General features: G+C 73.6%; 13 protein-coding genes and 2 tRNA genes. 9 read left to right on the top strand and 6 right to left on the bottom strand.

Annotation, left to right across the window (positions count from 1 at the left end; translation table 11 throughout):
- Nucleotides 1-8 precede the first annotated feature (8 nt).
- Nucleotides 9-215, bottom strand: coding sequence for an ammosamide/lymphostin RiPP family protein (locus tag H7H31_RS30715; protein ID WP_187065094.1), 207 nt, complete (start codon nt 213-215; stop codon nt 9-11).
- A gap of 384 nt (nt 216-599) precedes the next feature.
- On the opposite strand from H7H31_RS30715, the gene H7H31_RS30710 reads away from it, so the two are divergent.
- The 6 genes from H7H31_RS30710 to H7H31_RS30685 are packed head-to-tail and all read left to right on the top strand — an operon-like array spanning nt 600 to nt 11,612.
- Complete coding sequence (locus H7H31_RS30710; protein WP_187065093.1) at nt 600-3,020, top strand: lantibiotic dehydratase; 2,421 nt, start codon at nt 600-602, stop codon at nt 3,018-3,020.
- The gene (locus H7H31_RS30705; RefSeq protein ID WP_187065092.1) at nt 3,013-4,125 is read left to right on the top strand and encodes an NAD(P)/FAD-dependent oxidoreductase; all 1,113 of its coding nucleotides are present in this window, start codon (nt 3,013-3,015) and stop codon (nt 4,123-4,125) included. Before H7H31_RS30710 ends, H7H31_RS30705 begins: the two co-directional genes overlap by 8 nt.
- On the top strand, nt 4,122-6,599 hold the full coding sequence (locus tag H7H31_RS30700; RefSeq protein ID WP_187065091.1) for a lantibiotic dehydratase: 2,478 nt from the start codon (nt 4,122-4,124) through the stop codon (nt 6,597-6,599). Before H7H31_RS30705 ends, H7H31_RS30700 begins: the two co-directional genes overlap by 4 nt.
- Complete coding sequence (locus H7H31_RS30695) at nt 6,596-7,972, top strand: TldD/PmbA family protein (RefSeq protein ID WP_187065090.1); 1,377 nt, start codon at nt 6,596-6,598, stop codon at nt 7,970-7,972. Before H7H31_RS30700 ends, H7H31_RS30695 begins: the two co-directional genes overlap by 4 nt.
- Nucleotides 7,969-9,207: a metallopeptidase TldD-related protein gene (locus tag H7H31_RS30690; RefSeq protein WP_187065089.1), complete on the top strand. Its 1,239-nt coding sequence runs from the start codon at nt 7,969-7,971 to the stop codon at nt 9,205-9,207. The genes H7H31_RS30695 and H7H31_RS30690 overlap by 4 nt, the downstream gene beginning before the upstream one ends.
- Complete coding sequence (locus H7H31_RS30685) at nt 9,204-11,612, top strand: hypothetical protein (protein ID WP_187065088.1); 2,409 nt, start codon at nt 9,204-9,206, stop codon at nt 11,610-11,612. Before H7H31_RS30690 ends, H7H31_RS30685 begins: the two co-directional genes overlap by 4 nt.
- 214 nt (nt 11,613-11,826) lie before the next feature.
- Here H7H31_RS30685 and H7H31_RS30680 read toward each other — a convergent pair.
- Nucleotides 11,827-11,900: transfer RNA gene (locus H7H31_RS30680), tRNA-Pro, on the bottom strand.
- A 183-nt stretch (nt 11,901-12,083) separates the two neighbouring features.
- Between H7H31_RS30680 and soxR the strand changes: the two genes are divergently transcribed.
- Complete coding sequence (gene soxR, locus H7H31_RS30675) at nt 12,084-12,593, top strand: redox-sensitive transcriptional activator SoxR (protein WP_187065087.1); 510 nt, start codon at nt 12,084-12,086, stop codon at nt 12,591-12,593.
- A gap of 117 nt (nt 12,594-12,710) precedes the next feature.
- Here soxR and H7H31_RS30670 read toward each other — a convergent pair whose 3' ends face one another.
- Nucleotides 12,711-13,004 carry a YiaA/YiaB family inner membrane protein gene (locus tag H7H31_RS30670; RefSeq protein WP_176160494.1) on the bottom strand — a complete coding sequence of 98 codons (294 nt, stop codon included), beginning with the start codon at nt 13,002-13,004 and terminating at the stop codon, nt 12,711-12,713.
- Between the two features lie 195 nt (nt 13,005-13,199).
- On the opposite strand from H7H31_RS30670, the gene H7H31_RS30665 reads away from it, so the two are divergent.
- Nucleotides 13,200-13,273 (top strand) — tRNA-Pro (locus H7H31_RS30665).
- 184 nt (nt 13,274-13,457) lie between these two features.
- On the opposite strand, the gene H7H31_RS30660 is transcribed toward H7H31_RS30665, so the two are convergent.
- Nucleotides 13,458-14,216 carry an SDR family NAD(P)-dependent oxidoreductase gene (locus H7H31_RS30660; protein WP_187065086.1) on the bottom strand — a complete coding sequence of 253 codons (759 nt, stop codon included), beginning with the start codon at nt 14,214-14,216 and terminating at the stop codon, nt 13,458-13,460.
- Nucleotides 14,217-14,364: 148 nt separating this feature from the next.
- On the opposite strand from H7H31_RS30660, the gene H7H31_RS30655 reads away from it, so the two are divergent.
- Complete coding sequence (locus tag H7H31_RS30655; RefSeq protein WP_187065085.1) at nt 14,365-15,012, top strand: TetR/AcrR family transcriptional regulator; 648 nt, start codon at nt 14,365-14,367, stop codon at nt 15,010-15,012.
- Between the two features lie 115 nt (nt 15,013-15,127).
- On the opposite strand, the gene H7H31_RS30650 is transcribed toward H7H31_RS30655, so the two are convergent.
- Nucleotides 15,128-16,645, bottom strand: a complete 1,518-nt coding sequence (locus H7H31_RS30650) for a sensor histidine kinase (RefSeq protein WP_187065084.1) — start codon at nt 16,643-16,645, stop codon at nt 15,128-15,130.
- Nucleotides 16,642-17,343: a response regulator transcription factor gene (locus H7H31_RS30645; protein ID WP_187065083.1), complete on the bottom strand. Its 702-nt coding sequence runs from the start codon at nt 17,341-17,343 to the stop codon at nt 16,642-16,644. The genes H7H31_RS30650 and H7H31_RS30645 overlap by 4 nt, the downstream gene beginning before the upstream one ends.
- Nucleotides 17,344-17,383: the final 40 nt, after the last annotated feature.

Raw genomic sequence — 17,383 nt, 5'->3', positions numbered from 1 at the left:
AAATGTTCTCAAGCCAGCGGTGCGATGCGGTTCTCGATCTCGTCGAGCACGAATTCCATGTCGTCGAGATCGTCGTCGAGATCGTCGTCGTGCTGTGCCGCTTCAGCGGGCTCGGCGGCCACCGCAGGGGGTAATTCTTCGGTATTGTCTGTTTCGCCCGCCCCCTCGACTCCTTCGACGGTGCTCGCGTCCAGGACCTTCTCGCTGTCGGACATGACGATCCCCTCGTTGCATCCGGTGTTTTATCGATTTCCGCCCCGACGCCCCGACGCTAAACGGAACCGCTCAGACCAGTCGGGGCGCACTCGAAGAAGACGAGCAAGGCGTATCCGAAGAAACTGTAGGGGCCGTCACTATTGACACGCAAGGCCCCCAAATGAAATCTTTCCGATCATGAAGTGGTTCCATGCCGACCTCGTGGCTCCCGAGGGAGGGCAATGCCCGAGATCATTACGCCCGGGATTACAGGAAAGTGGCGCCCCGTCTTCCGTTTTCTTATTCGGAGCGCTGGATTCCCGATTGAGCTGACGGAATGCGGTGCGGCCGAGGTCGTTGAGGCCCTGGATCGCGTAGCGAAACCACGCGCGCGGGCGGCCCAGTTGCTGAGGCAGTGGCCGGAGCGGTTCGACGCCGCCGTGGACCGGCTCGAGCATCGACCGGAAGGCGCCGCGCCGGCCGACCGCCCCTTGTTCAAGGCCGTGTACAGGGCGCGGCGGGAGGTCACGTCCCTGCGCCCGGTCCCCGAGGCCGTCGCCGGGCGCTTCGACGCCGCCTGGGTCCGCGACTGGCACGCCTGCCTCACTCTGCTCGACAGCACCGAACAGGAGTTGGACGACGCGGTCCGTCGCGCCGCGCAACACGGCCGCGACGCGCTCCGCGCGCTCCTCGCCGACCCCCGCTTCGCCGCCGCGCTCACGGTGTCCAACCCGGGAGCCGCGGCCATCATGGCCCGCACCATGCGGGCCGACCCTCAGGGGCGCCGCTCGGCCACCCGGCAGGCCGAACGGACGGTGTACGCGTACGCGCAGCGCTTCGCCACCAAGAACGAGACGGTCAGCTTCTTCGGCCCCGTCGATTACGGCGCCTTCGACACGGGCGACACCGGCGCGAAGGCCGCGAAGGCCGACAACGGCGAAAGCGGCGAAGCGGCGACAACGCGGCTTCGCTACGCCCATCAGCCGGTACAGGCCCGCAGCGTCCGGCTCGCCCACTGGGCGGTCCAGGCGCTCGCCGACCGCGTCGCCCGGGAGCCCGCCCTCGCGGAGCACCTTCCGGTGCGGCTGCGCGACGGCTGCGCACTGACCCCCGACGGAGACCTCCTGATCGCCGCCACCGACCGCCGCGTGCGCCTCGGCGCGGACCGCGCGGCTGTGCTGCGCCGCGCCGCGTCGGGACGGTACAGCTGTGCGGAGCTTCGGTCCTGGAGCCACGACCCCTCGCTGGTGGAGGAGTTACTCACCCGCGGCCTGCTCACCTGCCACCCGCTGGTCCCCACCGCACTGGACGACCCGGGCGCCTGGCTCCTCGACCAACTGAACGACCTCGTGCGCTCGGGCGCCACCGTGGCCGAGCCGTGGCGCGACACGGTGGCCGCGCTGGTCCACGGGGCGACGGAGTCGACCGGAGGGGGCGAGGCCGAGCCCGGCCACGTCCCCCACCTCGACGCCCTGGAAACCGCCTTCACCCAGGCCACCGGTGAGCCCGCCCGGCGTGGGGCCGGGGACCACTTCGCCGATCGGCTGCTCGTCACCGAGGACTACCGGGGTGGGGTGACCGAGTGCGCCGTGCCGGCCGGGGAGACCGAGACCCTCATCCGCAGGCTCTCCCCCGCGCTGCTGCTGTGCGCCTCCTACAGCACCGTCGTCCAACGCGCCGTTCATGAAAGGGCGTTAGCGCTCCACGCCGAGCTGGCCCGCGGCGGCCCGGTGAGCTACCTGCGGCTCGTGGCGGAGCTGGACGCCGCGCTGCCGATCGCCGACGCCCAGGCCGCCCCCGGCCCCACCGCCTGGCTCGACCGGCTCGACGCGCTGATCGACTCCCACACCACCGACGGCACCGCCCACCTCGACCCGGCCGCGCTCGCGCCCCTGTTGACCGAGCCGCCGCCCGGCCTCGTCGTCTCCCCCGACATCTTCCTGTGCGCCGATCCCGCCCGTACGTCCATGGCGGACAACCCCCTCGTCATCGGCGAGGTCCACCACGGCGCCCAGGTGTGGTCCCAGCTCTCCGTGCTCGACCCCGAACCGTCGGCCACGGAGACCTCGGTGGCCGTGGTGACCTCGGGAACCTCGTCGACCTCGTCGACCGGGGCGGGCCCCGAGATCGCCTCCCTCGTCTGCCGCCGCACCCAGGGCAAGGCCTTCGAGCGGGAACTGCCGGGGCCCGCGGTGCGGTTCCGCGCCGCCCTCGCCCAGCCGCACTCCCGCGTGTGGGACGCGGCGCAGCTCACCGTCCACGAGAGCGGCGGTGTCCTGCGCCTCGCCGCCCCGGACGGCACTCCCGTACGACTGCGCGCCAGACATCCGCGCGCCCCCGCCAACTGGCTGTTCGGGCCGCCGCCCGTAATCGCCCCGCTGCCGCTGCGCGACGCCGCGTACGCGCCCCGCGTCCTGGTCGGCGACGTGGTGGCCTGGCGTCGCCGGTGGCGTCTCGACGCCGACCGGACGCGCGAGTTGGCGGCGGTCCGCGACCCGGCGCCGCTCGTGCGGGCGGCGGCCGGGATGAGGGACCGACTGGGCCTGCCCCGGCGGGTGTTCGCGAAGTCCCCGGCCGCCCGCAAACCCGTCTTCGCCGACCTGCACTGCCCCACCAGCCTGCTGCACCTCTCGCACTACCTGCGCAAGTCCCCGACCGTCGACCTGACCGAGATGCTGCCCGAGCCCGGGCAGTGGTGGCTGCGCCCCGCGGGACGACTCGTCAGCTGCGAATGGCGGTTGACCGTCGGCTGGGAACCCTCTTCGCCCGCCTCTGATCCGACTGTCCCTGACTCGGCCGTCCCCGATGTGGAGCACCATGTCTGACAAGAGCGCTGCCCGGCAGCCGGACGTGATCGTCGTGGGCGCCGGTGTGGTCGGCACCTCCACGGCGCGCGAACTGGCCCACGCGGGCGCCCGCGTCCTGCTGATCGACCGTGACCAGGCACCGGGAGCCGGTTCCCGCGCCGCCGCCGGGGTGGGCGTACCCTCCGTGCGGCTCCTCCAGGACCCGCCCATGCTCGCGTTCGCACTCCGCGGTCAGCAGACCCTGGCCAAGGACCTCCACCGGCTCGCGACGCCGGAACGCCCGCTGTCGGGGGCCTGCGGAGTGCTGCGGCCCGTCGCCGACCAGGCGGCCGCGGACCGCCTCGCCGCGCTCGCGGCCGAGCACCCCGGATTCCTCGGCTCCTGGGTCTCCCCGGACGAGGTCGCCGCTCTGGAGCCCACGATGCGGAAGGCCGCGCACGGCGCCTACGTCGATCCCGGCGCCACCGTCGTCGACGCCCCCGCCTACGTGGAGGCCCTCGTCGCCGAGGCACGCCGGGCCGGTGTCACCGTGCGCACCGACTGCCCGCTCCTCAGCCTGCGCTCCGACGACCGGGGCGTGACCGCCGAGCTGCCCGACGGTCCGGTCCGCGCCGACACCCTGGTCCTGGCGGCGGGCGCCTGGTCCGGTGCGCTGCCCGGCCTGCCCGCGCTTCCCGTACGACCCGTCAGGGGCCAAATGCTCCGCCTCGCCCCCGAGTCGGCGGACCAGCGGCCCCGCCACATCGTCTCCGGCCCGCTCTACCTCGCCCCGGCACCCGACGGACGCACCGTGCTGGTCGGGGCCACGGAGGAGGACACCGGTTTCACGCCGGGACCCACGGTCGAAGGCACCCTGATGCTGCTCGCCCACGTCGCCCGGAACTGGCCCGCGCTCCGCACGGCCCGGGTGGTCGACACCTGGTACGGCTTCCGCGCCACGACCGAGGACGGCCGTCCACTGATCGGCGGACTGCCCGGCCACCCCCGCGTCGTCGTCGCCACGGGCCACGGCGGCCAGGGCATCCTCACCGGAAGCCACACCGGCGAGCTGGTGGCCGCGCTGGTCGCCGGTGAACAGCCCGGGGAACTGGTGCACTTCGACCCGGCGAGGACCGCTTCATGAGCGGTCGATGGCTGCTCCACGACCACGCGATCCTCCGCAGCACGGGCTTCCCCTGGCAGCTCGTCGAAGCCCTCGACTGGCCGCGCACCGACGCCGCCCTCGCCGACCTCGACCGGGCCGAGTCGGACCTCGCGGACGCGGTCACCGGGGTGGTCACCGCCGTACGGGCCGACCCGTCGGCGGTGGAGCCGCGCCTCTCCCGCAAGCTGCGCAAGGCGCTGAACCACCACGACGACGCGCCCGATGAGCTGTTCACCGCCGTCGAAAGCCAGCCGGTGCGCTCGGCCCTCCGGGAGTACGCGAAGCGCCTCGCGGCCGTGCGGGACGCGCGGCACACCGCCGAGTGGTGCGCGGACGAGGAGACCGGGGAGAGCCACCGGGCGCTCGTCGACGCCGTCACGGACCCCGCCGTGCGCGAGGCCGTGTGGCTGTCCAGCCCCTCGATGCACGACCGTGGCATCGGCGAACTGTCCGCACTGGCGGCACGCCCCTCGCGGGGACCCGCCCGCAGACTGCGCCGCCAGTTCGCCGCGTACCTGCAGCGGCTGTCCGCCAAGAACGAGACCACGTCGTTCTTCGGCCCCGTCAACTACGCCGAGTTCGGCCAGGAGCCGACCGGGGCCGAGCCCCTCGTCTCGGCCCCGGCGCTGCGTTCGGCCTCGCTCGCGTACTGGGCGGTGGTGGTCCTCGCCGACGCGGTCGCGGCCGACCCCGCCGTCCGGCCGCACCTGCGCCCGCGCACCAGCGGCCTCGTCTCCCGCGCGGAGCCGCTCACCGTCGCGGGCAAGCGGGCGAGCCTGCCGCCCGCCACCCTGGCACTGCTGCGCGCCGCCGACGGCCGGCACACGGTGACGGAACTGGCCCGGTCCCTCGGCGCCTCCCCCGACACGGTCCTCGCGACGGCGCGGCACGCGGCGGACCGCGGCCTGCTCCTCCTCGACTGCCGCCCGCCGGTGGCCGTCACCGACGCGCTCGGGTGGCTGCGCGCGGAGGTCGCGTCGTTCCCCTCCGGGGCGGACTGGCTCCGCCTGCTGGACCGTATTCAGGGCCTGTTGGCGGCCTTCGGCACGGCAGACCTTGAGCGGCGACGGGAGCTGCTCGCCGAGCTGGAGCGGGAGATCGCCCGCCAGGGGGGCGGTGCGGTGCGCCGTGGCGGCGGCGAGTGGTACGCGGACCGCCTGGTGGTGCACGAGGAGGCGCTGGGCAGTGTCAGCCCGCTGGCGCTCGGGCGCGCGCTGCGGGACCGGCTGCGCGAGCGGCTCGCACCCGCGCTCGACCTGCTCGCCGCCGAGGCCGTGGCCCACCATGCCCGGCTCACCCGGCAGTTCCTGGAGCGCCACCCCGAACTCGCCTCGGGCGCGACGGTCCCGCTGCTCACCCTGCTGCGTACGCCCGCGACAGACGCGACAGACGCGATGGAGCCGGCAGCACCGTACGACGGGCCGCTCACGTCCGCGGGCCTGCACCTGGCGGAACTCGTGGAGCGGGCGGCACGCACCGATCCCGGCCGCCCCCTGCGCGTCGACCCGGCCGACCTCCCCCCGGTGGACCTCGGCACCGACCCGCTGATCGCCTCGCCTGACGTGATGTTCCGTGCCGAGAGCCTCGCCGACGTCCTCGCGGGCGACGGCGACCTGGTGCTCGCCGAATGCCACGACACCCTGCTGATCTGGGGGTGGGCGCTGCAGTTCCACCCCCGGCGGCAGCAGGTCCAGGAGGCGGGCGCCGAACTCCTGCGCCGCGCCTGCGCGGACACCACGATGGCGGTCGTGCTCGGCTCCCGCCGGGCGAAGATCGTGCCGTTCGACTTCCCCGGACCGGTGGTCGACCTCGGCAGTACGCCGCCGCACGGCGACCGGCCGCGCCTGCCGCTGGCCGACGTGGGGGTCGTGCTGCGCGGCGACAGGCTGGTGTGCACCGCGCCCGGCGTACCGCACTTCCTGCTCCACCACGGCGAGTTGGACTCCGACGTGCACAACGTCCTCGCCCCGCCCCGGGTCCGTCCCGTCCGCTTCGGGCGGTCCCCTCGCACACCGCGTGTGGTGCTTGGCGACGTCGTCCTGGCGCGGGCCCGCTGGGAGGTGGACCGCGCCGAGCTGTTCCCGCGGCAGGGCGGGGCGGTCGACGAACTGCGGCTTCTTCGTACCGCCCGCGCGGCGGCCGTCGCCCACGGGCTGCCGCGCCGTGGCTTCCTCAAGGTGCCGGGCGAGCGCAAGCCCGTACTCCTCGACCTGCGGGCGCCCGCGCTGCTCGACCTGGGCCGCCACCTCTCGGCCCGGGCGGCGCGGGACCACGTGGTCCTCACGGAGCTGCTGCCGGGGCCGGACGGGCTGTGGTTGCGCGGAGAGCGGGGCAGGCACTGCGCCGAACTGCGCACGACGATGGTGCTCGACCGGACGAACGGCCCGGCACGACCGGGATCACCGGGACCGTCGGGGCACCTGGGAGAATCCGGACGAGGGGACGCGGAGTGAGCCCCGCCGAGCTGTTCCGCGACGGCGAACACGCCGCACTGGCTCCGGTGCTGCGACAACTGGGCCCAGACACCCTCGCGTTGCTGCGCCGCGGCGCCATGCAGCAGACCGCCCTGCGCGGTGACGCCGTCACCTCGACCCGGCACAGCACCACGGGCTCCGCCCTGGAGACCGTCGGCCCCGGCGCGCGCCGCCACACGTTCACCGGCGCCTGCTCGGCCGCCGCACTGCGCCGCCTCGCCGAGGCCGCCCAGGGGTCCGGCGCGGCCACCGCCCCCGAGGCCGCCGGGCGGGAAGCGCTGGACGCCGGGGACGAACTGCCCGCCGAGGTAGCGACGGCGCTGCCCCGCCTCGCCGGACAGCTCGCCGACCGCATGCTCAGCGGCGGCCCCCCGGGGCTCCTTCCGCTGATCAACGCCGACGCCACCCGTACCCGTATCGCCGTTCTGCGCGCCGACGGGACCCTGGCCACCGACGACCGGCTGTATCTGGAGCTGCGCGTCGGGGCGCGGATCGCCGGTGCCCCGGCGACCGCGCGCAGCCTGCGCATCGTCTCCGCCGCGTCCCTGGAACTGCTGCTCAAGGGCGACCGGCACCTGGCCGCCGCCGACGAGGTGGTACGCGGCGCCCTGGCGCGGACCGACGCGGTCGACCCGCCCGAGGGCGAACTGCCGGTGGTCCTCGGGCCCGCCGGACCCGCCGCGCTGCTACACGAGGTGTGCGGGCACGGCCTGGAGGCCGACGTGGCGTGCGCGCCCAGGGGCGCCTACCAGGACCTGCTCGGCCGACGCGTGGCCTCACCCCTGGTGACCGTCGTCGACGACCCCGGCATGCCGAGCTGGGCGCCGCTGTACCGGGTCGACGACGAGGGCCGGACCGCCGGGCCGACCACCCTCATCGACCGGGGCGTGCTCGCGAGTTATCTCGCCGACGCCGAGGTGTCCCGGCGTACCGGCCACCCCGCGACCGGCAACGGCCGACGCCTCGATCACGCCCACCCCGCGCTGTCCCGGATGAGCTGTACGTATCTCGCGGCGGGCCAGGCCCCGCCGGAGGAGGCGCTCGCGGGCATCCGCCGCGGGCTGTACGTGCGGTCCGTCGTGACCGGTGAGACCGACATGAGCGGCGGCGAGTTCACCGCCGACGTCACCGAGAGCTTCCTGGTCGAGAACGGCCGCATCACCGCTCCCGTACGGTCGGCGACCCTGCACGGCTCCGGCACGGACGTCCTGCGGCAGGTCGACGTCGTCTGCGACGACCTGGACTTTCTGGCGTACGGCTACCACTGCAACAAGCAGGGGCAGTTCCCGCTCAAGGTCTCGGTCGGGCAGCCCACCCTCCGCATCCGTGCCCTGGGGGTCACCGGCGCATGACCGACATCCTGCCCGCCGACCGGCTCGCCCGGCGGATCACCGCGCATCGGTCCGCACACGACGCGGACGAGGTACGCGTCCGCGTCACGGACTCCGTCACCTCCGCGTACCGCACCGGCTACGACGGGGCGGTCTCCCGGCGCGGCGGCACCCACCGCACCGTCGTGGTGTCGGTGCGGACCGGCTCCCACTGGTCCACCGAACTCTCCGACGGCGCCGCGCCGCCGCTACCGCACCCACCGCCGACGGACGCGGCGGGGCGGGTGTCCGCGTGCCTCCTCGACCCCGCCACCGGGCAGCCCTGCCCCGAGGTCGTCGACGCCGAGTACGCCGAGACGTCCAGCGAGGTCACCGTCCTGGACGCGGGCGGACTCACTCGGTGGGACCACACGCACCGGCGGCTGCGGCACTGGGTCGGCGGCGCCGGAGGACAGCACCTGGAGGGCGCCGTCACCTGGGGGGACCGGCTGCCCGACCCGCTGGTCCCGCGCGAGGAGCGCCTCGGACTGCTCGCGGTGCGGGACGCCGGGCCGGGGCCACGGGGCACGATGCCGGTCCTGTTGCGCCCGGCCGTCGCCCTGCACCTGGTCAACCTCCTCGCCAGCATGGTCAACGGCACCAACGTGCTGGGCGGCATGCGGGCCCTGCGGGGGCGGGTCGGCCGCCGGATCGCCGCCCCGGCCGTCACGGTGGTGGACGACGGGCGCCTGGACGGGCCGTACGGCTCCCTCGTCGACGACGAAGGCGTGCCCACGGCGCGCAACGTCCTTCTGGAGTCCGGCGTCCTGCGCGGGTTCCTGCACTCGCGGGCGACGGCCGCCGCCTTCGGGTGCCCGCCCAACGGCTGTGCGGTGCGCAGCCAGCCGGACGGCCCCATAGGGCCCGCCGTCCGCGGCTTCGCGCTGCTGCCGGGGGGCGGTGGCGGGGCCGGTGCGAGCGGTGGCTCCGACGGCGTGGACGAGCTGCGCGCCCTCCTCGGTACCGGGTTCGAAGCGGTCGCCGTGTGCCGCCCCGCCGTGCGGACCAACGGCGGCCGGAAGATCCGGCTGGAGCTGTTCGGCTGGCACGTGCGCGCCGGCGAGCGCGACCGTCCCGTCGGCCCGGTCACGCTGGAGGTGGGGCTCTTCGGCTGGCTCCGTACGGTGGCGGCGTGCGGCCCGACGCTGCACCACTCGGCGGTCTTCCGCGGCCTGGCCGCCCCCGCCGTGCTCCTCTCCGAGGGGAGCGTCGGGTGACGGACACGACGGGCGGCTGGTCGGTGCACCCCCACGCGGCGCTGCGGATGGCGGGTTTCCCCTTCTCCTGGTGGGAGCGGCTGCCCCCTCCCCCGCTGCTCGCCGCGCAGGCCGAGCTGGACGCGCGCTGGGCGGCGGCCCGTCAGCACCGGGCCGAGCTGCTGACCGTCGCGTTCCCCGCCGCCGTCGCCGCGGCCGGTGACCCCGCGACGCGCCGCGTGCTCAGCAAGTGCCGTACGGCGGTGGGCAAGAACCGCCCGGTGGCGGCACCGGATGCGGCACCGGTCTGCGTACGAGACGCGCTGCGGGAGTGGAACGGACGGCTTGAGGCGGTACGGGAAGCCGTGTCCGGCCTGGCCGGGAGCTGGACCGAAGACGTCCCGGCGCTACGGCGGCGGCTGCACGAACTCGCCCGCGAAGAGCCGCTGTTGGAGGCCGTCAGCCTGCTCAGCCCGTCCTTCGGTGAGGCGCTCCACCGCTTCGCGCACGCCCCGCTGCCCCCGACGCGCACCAGCCGCGTCCGCGGCCTGGAGCACCGGTTCCTGCTGTATCTGCAGCGCCTGGTCGCCAAGAACGAGACCAACAGCTACTTCGGGCCGATCGGTGCCGCCACCTTCTGCCCGGACGCGCCGGTGCCGCTGCGCGTCGACGGCACGCCCGGGCACGGGCCCCCGGTGGTGTTCAGCAGCCCCCGCACGGTCCGGGAGCTGGCCGAACTGATGTCGGCGGAGCCGGAGTTCGCCCACCACCTGGTGCTGCGCAGGTCGCCGATGTTCACGCTGGCGGAGGGGCGGCTGACGCATCTGCCGAGCGGGCGCTCGACGCGGGTGAGCCCGAGCGAGGCGGCTTACTGGTCGGCTCTCCGCCCCGGCGCGGACGCCCCGCCCCCGCCCGTCCCGGACCCGTCGCCGGACCGGCTCCTCAGGATCGGGGCGCTCGTCCGCCAGGTGCCGCTCGACCTGTGGACCGCCGACCCGCTCGCCTCGCTCGAGACCTGGCTGCGGAACCTTGGGCCACGGCCCGCGGCCCAGGAGTGGCTGGCACGGCTGGGCGACCTGCGCGCGGACATGCGGGCGTTCGGGGCGGCCTCGGGCAGCGACGCCCGGCGCGCGGCGCTCGGCCGGGCGGAGAACCGCGTCGCCGCGCTGACCGGCGGGGCTCCCCGGCAGGGCGGCGGTCGGATGTACGCCGACCGCAGCGTGCTGTTCGAGGAGCGCGAGAACCGTCTCTCCCTGACCGTCGGCGGCCCGGCCGCCGCGGAACTGCCCGACGACCTCGCCCCTGTCCTCACCTACTGGGCCGCGGTCGCCTGCCAGCGGCACCGGCAGCACCAGCGGGCCGCCGCCGCGCTGTACGACCGGGAATGGCCCGGCAGGCCCGAGGTTCCGCTACCCGCCTTCCTCCGCGCCGCCGCGGCCCTGCCTCCCGTGTCGGCCCCGACCCCGACCGAGACGAGGATGGCCGCGCTCGTCGGTGAGTCCACCGGTGAAGTACGCCTGGATCCACGGCAGTTAATGCCGCTCGCGGATGCCGTGACAGGACCGGTCTTCACCTCCGTCGACCTCCTGCTCGCCGCCCCTGACGCGGCAGCCGCCTTCCGGGGCGACCAGCGCTGGGTCCTCGGCGAGGCGCACGCCGGGCATCTGCTGTCCGTCTTCCCGACGGACCACTTCGCGCGCCTGCGGGACCCCGGGGCCCACACGCGGCGGGACGGCTGGCTGTTCGGCGCGCTCCAGCGCACCGGGCGCAGGGCGGCCTGGCTGGTCACCGGCCGCGACACCAAGATCTTCCAGTACCGACAGCCCGCCGTCGCGGTGCAGCTGCGCCCCCATCTGCCGGACCACGCGGCCCTGCCCGCTTCGCAGCTCACCGTACGGAGAAAACCGAGCGAATCGGATGAGGGTGACGAGGGGGACAGCGTCGCACTCTGGGACTCGCACGGGCCACTGTGGCTGCTGCCCGCCGTCCGCCCCGCCACCGACACCTTCGACCCGCTGGCCGCGCTCTCCTTTCCCGCTGTGCAGAGCGTGCCGTTCGGCCTGGGGCCGCTGCGGCCCCGGGTCGTCGTCGGGCGCACCGTGGCGCAGCGGGCCACCTGGCGGGCGCCCGCCCCCGCCATCGGCGGACTGCGGGACGCCGAACAGTTCCTGGCCGCACGGGCGTTCCGGTTCGAGCACGGCATGCCTGAGCTGGTCTTCGTACGCCTGCCATGGGAGCCGAAGCCCACCCTGCTCGACTTCCGCAACCCGCTGTCCGTCGGCGCGTTCGCGGGCCTCCTGCGACACGCCCCGAACGGCGCGGACCGCCCCGTCGTCACGTTCAGCGAGATGCTGCCAGGCCCGCAGGATCTCTGGCTGGCCGATGGGCGCACCTTCGAGGTGCGGGCGCTGGCCGTGCGAGGGTGAGAACCAAGAAGCTCCACGAGCGAGCCGACACCGGCCCCGGCCCGGCTCCGACCCCCGGGGGCAGCGCGCTCCGCACACCACGCCCGCCGCCAAGCCCGATCATCAGGGCTCGCCGACCCTGGTCAAGGACGCTGGTCTCTAACTGGCCCCCGGAAAGATCAAGGGCCGGTTTCGGATCTCTCCAAAACCAGCCCTTATCTGCGACTCTCACGAGTCGGGACGACAGGATTTGAACCTGCGACCCCTTGACCCCCAGTCAAGTGCGCTACCAAGCTGCGCCACGTCCCGATGCGTCCCACGTCGGCCGCGCCCTCGCATTGCCGTCGTCGTTGCAGGTCAAGAGCGTACAGCATCGTCGCCGTCGATGCAGTCGGGGTCGGGGCCGCCGCCCCGGCGGCCGGCGGGGGCGGGACTGTTGGCGTAGCGGAGGGCACTGCTGCCAGTGGCAGACGGCGACTACGCTCGCACGCCATGACGTCGAAGCACGACCGACTGACGATCGGCGAACTCGCGGCCCGCAGCGGGCTGGCCACCTCCGCGCTGCGTTACTACGAGGAGCTCGGGCTGATCCACTCCGAGCGCACCGCCGGCGGCCAGCGCCGCTTCGCCCGCGCCACGCTCCGCCGCGTCGCCTTCATCCGCGCCGCCCAGCAGGTTGGCCTCTCGCTGGACGAAGCGGGCGCCGCGCTGGCCCGGCTGCCCGAGGGCCGCGCCCCCAGCGCCACCCAGTGGAACGCGGTGGCGCGGGTCTGGAGTCGGCGCATCGACGCGCAGATCGCTGACCTGGAGCGGCTCAAGCTGCGCCTGTTGGGGTGCATCGGCTGCGGCTGCCTGTCCCTGCGCAAGTGCTCCCTCTACAACCCGCACGACGCCGCGGCCGATCAGGGCGCCGGCGCCCGGTACCTGCTCGGCGACGAGCCCACGCAGCCGGAGGGCGCGACGGCGTCGCGGGCCCCGGGCGACGCCCGGGCCGACCTGTAGCCGCCGAGGTCGGCCGGCCGACGCGCCCCGTCTCCGGGGCGGCGGGCGGCTGGTCCGTACCCTGGCCGCCGCGCCGTGGGCCGCGTCACACGCCCTGTACGGAACGTGCTCGGGCCCTCACACCTGGCCGGGCTTGAAGACGTCCTGCTCGATGAGGAGCTTGTCGATCCGTGCCTTGTCGACCCGGTTGGTCACCTCCTCGACCTCCTGGCGGTCCCGAATGCACTTGGCCAGCGTGAACGTCGAAGTGACCACGAAGACCAGACCGAGCCCGAGGAACCCGCGCTCCCACGCCCCGACGGACAGCTTGGTGATCCCGAAGGCGACGGCGCCGAGCGACAGGGCGAACGAGAGCGCGGCCTGCACGAAGAACGCGGTGGTCGTGGGCCGCTGGATGGAAGGTGTCGTCATGCACGTAGCGTCGCCGCGCGGTGACCCGCGCACATGAGTACCCCTACTCAGCCCGCCCTGAGTGCCGCCCGGGGGCCCGTCGGAGTCGCCCCACGGGAAGATCAACGGGCGGGAACGGGGGCACGACCACCCGGTGCGGTGCGGTATTGTTCTCGTACGCGCTCGGCCGGGGCCCAGCCCCAGACGAGAGAGCATCGGGACGTGGCGCAGCTTGGTAGCGCACTTGACTGGGGGTCAAGGGGTCGCAGGTTCAAATCCTGTCGTCCCGACTCGTGAGAGTCGCAGGTCAAGGGCCGGTTTCGGAATCATCCGAAACCGGCCCTTCCTCATTCCCGGGGACCAGTTGGGGACGAGTCGCCTTCCGCACTGCCCGCCACCCCACCCGCACGGTCCACTGACGCAGCACCCCGTTCTGCCAGGCGAGGGGCGGAGTACAGGGTGTCGGTAGGGGCGCTACAGCAGGGCGCCGCCGGACACTTCGAGGCGCTGAGCGGTGACCCATCGCAGGTCCTCGGAGGCGAGAGCGGCGATGGCGTCGCCGATCTCCCGTGGTTCGCCGACGCGGCCGAGCGCGGTCTGCGCGCCCAGGTTCTCGCGCAGCCGCGCGTCGTCCCGCATGGCGCCGCCGTTGAAGTCGGTGGCGGTCGGCCCCGGCGCGATGGCGTTGACGCGGATCCTGCGCGGCCCCAGCTCCACGGCCAGTGTCCGGCTGAGGACCTCGACCGCCGCCTTGGAGGCCGAGTACACCGAGGTGCCGGCACTGGTGTGGCGGCTGAGGGAGGAGGAGACGTTGATGATCCGTCCCTCGTCGGCCAGCACAGGCGCGAGCGCCTGGGTGAGGAAGAACGTGCCGCGCACGTTGGTGTCCATCACCGCGTCGTAGTCGTCGACCGTGACCGCTTCCAGCGGTCCGAACAGCCCGATCCCGGCGTTGTTGACCAGGACGTCCAGCCGGGTCGCGTCCCAGCGCTCCAACTGTGCGGTCAGGTGGGAGACGAAGGCCGGAAAGGAGGCCACGTCGCTGATGTCCAGCCGCAGCGCGGCAACCGTGGCGCCCGCTTCCCGAACGCTCTCGACCACCTCCTCGGCTGCCTGCGCGTCGCCGCGGTACGTGACGATGACGCGCAGCCCGTGCCGGGCCAGCGCCTGGGCCGTGGCTCGGCCCAGCCCGCGATTACCGCCGGTTATCAGTGCGATCTTGCCTGACCCCATGAGTGCTTCCCCTCCGGAAACGGAATGACGCCGGCTGGCAGTGCTCCCGCCGACCGAGGCGAGTCACTCGACTCGCAGCCCTGTCCACGTAACCATCCGCACGATGGCGAGTCAAGTGACTCGCCTCGGGATGGGTCATACTGGGCCCATGACCGCAGCACTCTCCGCGCACCATCAACGTCTCGCTCAGCGCAAGCGCGAGGCGATCACCGCGGCGGCCACGAGGCTGTTCCTGGAGCGGGGCTATGACGGGACCTCGCTGGCGAAGATCGCGCAGGAAGCGGCCGTCTCGAAGTCCACGCTGTTCAAGCAGTTCCCCACCAAGGCGGCGCTCTTCGAGGCCATCGTCACCGAGTACTGGAAGGGTGGGCCGGATCCGGCGACGCCCACGACACACCCCGGTGACCTGCGCGCCGGCCTGATCGCGATCGGCCGCCAGTACGCCGACCTGATCGGCCGGCCCACGATGGCGGCCCTCTTCCGCATCGTCATCTCCGAACTGCCGCGCTTCCCGGAACTGGGACGGGCTCAGTTCGAGCTGGGCAAGCTGCCCTACTTCATCTCCGTCCAGCGCTATCTGGAAGCCGAGCACGCCGCGGGCACCGCGGTGGTGCCCGACGCGGAGAGCGCCACCCACCAGTTCCTCGGCATGATCGCCAACTACGTCCTGTGGCCACGGATGCTGCTCGCCGACTGGAACCCCGCACCTGCCGACGTCTGCCACGCCGTCGACGAGGCGGTCACGACGATGCTCGCCCGCTACGGCCACGGCGCCGGCGACCCGCAGCACTCCTGAGGACTCCGGCGCCGCTGCCGGGTGCGGACGGCACCCGCCTCCTGGGGCGGAAACGACCAAGGTCCCTGGCTCCGCGCTGACGCGCCGGGAGTCGGGGCGCGATCTGCGGATCTGTTCAGTCGCCGACTGGATCGGTGTGTACGGGGAGCAGGATGCGGAACGTGGCGCCCTGACCGGGAGAGGTGTGGACTTCCATCCGGCCGTGATGGGCGGCGACCAGGGAGCGGGCGATGGACAGGCCCAGGCCGGCGCCGCCGGTCCGCGTGCGGCCTCGGGCGGTGTCGGCGCGGTAGAAGCGGTCGAAGACGCGGGCGGCCTGTTCGGCTGTCAGACCGGGCCCCTGGTCGCTCAGTTCGAGGATCGCCAGTGTGTCGTGTGTGCCCACACCGATCCGGACCGGGCTGCCGGCCGGGGTGTGGGCGATGGCGTTCCCGATCAGGTTGGACATGACCTGGCGTAGCCTCGCCTCGTCGCCCAGCACGGGGGCGGCTCCGGGAGGGCCGCCGCCGGGCCCGGTCAGGGTGACCGCCCGGTCGGAGGCGAGGGCTCTCAGGTCGTGCAGGGCGTCAGCCGCCAGGGTGCGCAGGTCCATGGGGGTCGGCTTCAGCGGCAACTGGGTGCGCGCGGTGGGGTCCTCGTCCAGGCGCGCCAGCAGCAGGAGGTCCTCGACGATGTGCGCCAGGCGGGCTGATTCGCGCTCGATGCGGTTCATCGCGGTGTCGACGTCCGCCCGCTCGCGCATGCCTCCCATGCGGTACAGCTCGGTGAAGCCCTTGATCCCGAACAGGGGCGTACGCAGTTCGTGGCTGGCGTCCGCGATGAAGGCGCGCATCCGGTCGTTGGTGGCCGCCCGTGCCGCGTCACCGGCTTCGATCCGGTCGAGCATGCCGTTGAGGGCGGCGGCCAGGCGCCCCAGTTCCGTACGGGTGGAGGCCAGGTCGGGGACCCGCCGGGAGAGGTCACCGCCGGCGATGGCCGCCGCGGTCGTCTCGACGCGCCGCAGGGGACGCAGCCCGGCCCGCACGGCGAACCAGCCGATGACGCCCAGCAGGACGAGGACCAGGGAATCGATCACCAGCATCCGCAGTCCCAGGCCACGGATCGTGCCGTTCACTTCGTCCAGTGAGCCGGCCACGACGATGCTGCCCGTGGAAGGCGTGCCCCTGTCCGTATCCTGTCCCGGCGAGGAGCGCACCGGCTGGGCGATCACCCGCCAGTCGCTGCCGCCGCCCGACGCCTCAAAAGGGGCACCGCCACGGGTCGCGACCGCCGCTGTGTCCAGACGCGGCAGCTCGGGTACGTCGCCCACCGCGGGGCGCAGGCTCCGCGACACACGACCGTCGGCGTTCAGACGGGCCACGTAGACGTCACCGATCAGCTGACGCTCCACCGCATCGCGCACCGGCGGCGCGGTGACGTCGGAATCCTCGCCGAGGTCGGGGAGCCGCGCTGCCGCTGTGGCGGCCGTACGCAACCGCTCGTCAAGCTGGTCCACGAGCTGCCGCTGGAGAAGCGTGATCAGCAGGGCGTTGCTGGCGAGCAGGGCGGCCACCACCAGCAGCAGGCAGATGATCACCAGACGGGTCCGCAGCGACAGACGCGCGGCGCCGCAGCGCGTGGACGTCGTGGTCATCGCCTGGGCCTGCGCAGGACGTAGCCAGTGCCGCGCACGGTGTGGATCAGCTTGGTCTCTCCGGTGTCGATCTTCCGGCGGAGGTAGCTCACGTAGGAGGCCACGATGGAGTCGTCGCCGCCGAAGTCGTAGTGCCAGACCTGGTCCAGCAGTTGTTCCCGGGACAGGACCTGCCCGGCGTTCTCCATCAGCACGCGCAGCAGATCGAACTCGGTCGGAGACAGAGCGACCGGCACGCCGCCCCGGGTCACCTGATGGCTGTCGACGTCCAGTTCCAGGTCGCCCACCGCGAGGCGGCTCTCGGGTTGGTGGCCGCTGGTGCGGCGCAGCACGGCCTGGATGCGCAGGACCAGCTCCTCCAGGTTGAACGGCTTGGTGACGTAGTCGTCCCCGCCCACCCGTAGCCCGCTGATCCGGTCCTCGGCCGCGTCCCGTGCGGTGAGGAAGAGGATCGGTGTGTGTCCTGTCCGCACGTCCGGGCGCGCCCGCAGGCGGCGGGCGACCTCGAAGCCGTCGATGTCGGGCAGCATCACGTCCAGCACGATCAGGTCCACCGCGTGCTCGCGCACCGCTTCCAGCGCCTGTGCGCCGTTCTCGGCCGAGTCCACGTGGAAGCCGGCCAGTTGCAGGCTGGCCGACAGCAGCTCGCGCAGGGTGGGCTCGTCCTCCACGAGGAGCAGGCGTTGTCTCGTTGTCATGGCATCTGTCCCCGACCGGTGGTCTACTGCACGCCCAGTG

It is taken from the genome of Streptomyces buecherae, from assembly GCF_014295035.1.
In the GTDB taxonomy this organism is placed as follows: Bacteria; Actinomycetota; Actinomycetes; order Streptomycetales; family Streptomycetaceae; genus Streptomyces; species Streptomyces youssoufiensis.
Note: the sequence above shows the minus strand (reverse complement) of the source record. Positions and strands in the feature narration are given on the sequence as shown.